Consider the following 2,845-nt stretch of genomic DNA (forward strand, 5'->3'; position numbering starts at 1 on the left):
TTCCTGATAGGTCATACATAGCATATGTGGGCCCAGAATACAATAGAATAATGTCTGACTTTAAGTCAAAAGTATATTAATATATGGAATAAAAATTGCTTACTTCTTAAGACATAAACTATGCTCAAGGAGCAAGCAATGAATTCTTCTATTCAAAAATCCTTTCAACAATATGGCTCTATAGTTTCTCAAGCAAAAGAGCAGCGAGCAAAAAAAGAAGCTGGCGGGACGAGCTTTGGGGCTCAAATTTTGACTCAGTCCGCAGCAAGCTTAGGATTGGCGACACAGGCAGAAAAGAGCCTACAAACAAACACTCGTATATCTTCAGAATCCACAGTAGCTCCGAGAAATAGTCTAGCAGATTCAATAACAAAGGTTAAATTTCAATCCAATGTTTATGGTTATAGCATGGATAGCGAGGGTTTTATGGGGGCAGACTTTAATAAGGCAGCCGGCCTTCCTTCAAATTTTAAGATTAAAAAAAAAAGTTTAGATGAATTTATTAGACATGCCACAAAAGACAATAATTTAAACGGTTTTTTATTTGCCAATGTAACAGGTAAACTATTTGGCAACAATGTATTTGACGACATAGATATAGCAAATACTATAGGTCAATATTATAATATATTTTCTCAAGTTATGGGGGATAATCTCAATAAAGACTATTTTACAGATAGCGATTTGCTAAACCTACCAAAAGGCTATAGCTCAAAAGGGATGGAAACATTTAATATAAGAGGCAATCTAACAGAAAAAAGAAACATAAATTTTTTAAATGATAGAAGTGAAGAAAAAGTAACAAATATTTATAGAAACAACTTCGAGGAAGCGAGTAAACTCAAAAATGATCTTAAAGAAGTTGGTGTAGATTTTAATTTGCACCAACTAGATTTTAGTCCAAAAAGTCTAAGAACAAATTACTCACGTAATGCTTGGGGCTTTAACCCTGATATGTCAGTATATCAAAATAGTAACGGGTATACTAAAGAAGCTTTATTTATGAGTTTCTTAAAGAGCGAAAACCCTATGATACTTGAAGGCGGAACAACAAAAGTAAAAGATAGTGTATTAGCAAATAATATAACCATAGCGGCTCAAACGGCCGAATTTAGGAATTTTAGAGAAGAACTAGAAAAAGTAGAAAAAATTATGCAAAGCGAAGAAGCACTAAAAAGAACAATAAAAGAACATTTAAAATATAAAGTCATGGAACTAGATGATAAAAAAATATCAAAAATTTCAAGTGATTTATTTAATAGATTTACTCAAATTTATAGGGATACCAAAATTAAAAATATGCTATAATATAAGAAACGCTTCAAATGATAATAGCTTCTGTGTTGTTAGAAGTTATACTTTACCTCAGATCCAATATTTATAAATTAAAACAGATAGAGCCTAGAAGTATTATAATTTTGTCTCTTTTGGGTCTTTGTGGTGCAAATATATAATACTTGTCCAAGTTTCAGCATAAACGACAATCTTGTTATTTGGGATGAGGCAAAATAATTTGTGCTAAATCAAACATAATAATGTATTCTCTAGCATCAGGCCTTGATACAATAGGGGCATTTGAGAGAAAACTACGGATTATAAAGGAACAAATTTTGCTTATCCTTCTTTAAATTGCTTTTTAAGAAGGATAAGTCGTGAACGTCTCCGCCGCTAAGATAAATTATTCGTTCGATACTATCCAAAGCTCAAGAAAAGAGGCAAGCCAAAACGCAGGAAGTTAGCTTCGCAAGTCTTATTCAAAACACTAGTGCGTCTGGTGTTACCGCATTTAAAACATACGATCTGACGTCAAGCGGCGCGCAAGATCAAAATTTAAACTCGTTAAAATTTGGATCAAATTTGGCTTACGGATACTCGGTGGATAATCTCGGCTATATGGGTAGCGATTTTAACAAAGCCGCCGGCCTTCCCGAAAATTTCAAAATCCACAAAAGCTCTATCGATGAGATAATGAGGTTTAACAATAAGACTTATTTGTTTACGCCCTCGCCGGATCAAAAGCCCTTTGAAAATATCGACGTAGCCGATACGGTGAAACAATACTATAAGCTTTTTAACGCAGTCGTCCCTGAAGGCAAAGAAACGTATAGCCAAAGCGACTTAGAAAAGCTACCCAAGGGCTTTAGCGTAAATATCAATCAAAAACCGTTTGGCAAGAGTAATTTTTTAAAAGACGTTAGCCTATTTGCCGTATCAAACGTCTATAGTACTCAAACTCAGCTACAAGACGCCGGCGAACTCTCAAGCGATATTAAAAAATACGGAGTTAGCCTTAGCGTATATCCTTTAAATTTTTCTACTCTAGGCTCGTCAAATTTGCAGGAAAAAGACGGCTTTAGCTTTAACCCAGATACGTCGGTCTACGAAAAAGAGGGTGGATACGCCAGAGAGGGCGTATTTATGCAGTTTTTAAAAGGCTTCCCGCCCATAGCGAGCGATAGCGGGGAAACTAGGCTAACGGATCAAGTCCAAACATACGCGCAAGATATGAGAAGCCAAAGCTTTGATGATATGCCCATAACCATATCTGATTTTCTAAAAAATACCAAAATCATAAAGGAATTTTTAAAGAAAATTATCGAAGACGGGCTCATGAGCCTGAGCGGCAACGAAACTGCGGATAGCATAGTGGATAAGCTAGCACTAAGGCTGGAGGCGTTTCAAAAAGAAACCGTCCGCCCTAAAGGCGAAACGAATATCTAGCCTGATATTTTATTACTACAATTGGCTTCTTGGTTTATGCTAAAGAAAAGTCGTTTTTGTCCGATATAGTCTCAAAGGATTGAAAATGATAAATGGCTCAAATTTAAACATTTCTACGGCAAAT

2 protein-coding genes are annotated in these 2,845 nt (G+C 35.4%); both read left to right on the plus strand.

Translation table 11 applies throughout. The features are described 5' to 3' along the window. Positions 1 to 138 precede the first annotated feature (138 nt). On the plus strand, positions 139 to 1,308 hold the full coding sequence (locus H740_RS03415) for a Cj0814 family flagellar-dependent secreted protein (protein WP_004322522.1): 1,170 nt from the start codon (positions 139 to 141) through the stop codon (positions 1,306 to 1,308). 549 nt (positions 1,309 to 1,857) lie between these two features. After that, a complete protein-coding gene (locus H740_RS03420) occupies positions 1,858 to 2,721 on the plus strand; it encodes a Cj0814 family flagellar-dependent secreted protein (protein ID WP_414734174.1) in 864 nt (287 codons plus the stop codon). Positions 2,722 to 2,845: the final 124 nt, after the last annotated feature.

This window comes from Campylobacter showae CC57C, assembly GCF_000344295.2.
Classification (GTDB): domain Bacteria; phylum Campylobacterota; class Campylobacteria; order Campylobacterales; family Campylobacteraceae; genus Campylobacter_A; species Campylobacter_A showae_B.

Excerpts from the sequence above, each read along its gene's own strand:
- H740_RS03415 (WP_004322522.1), top strand. The coding sequence starts at position 139 with ATGAATTCTTCTATTCAAAAATCCTTTCAACAATATGGCTCTATAGTT.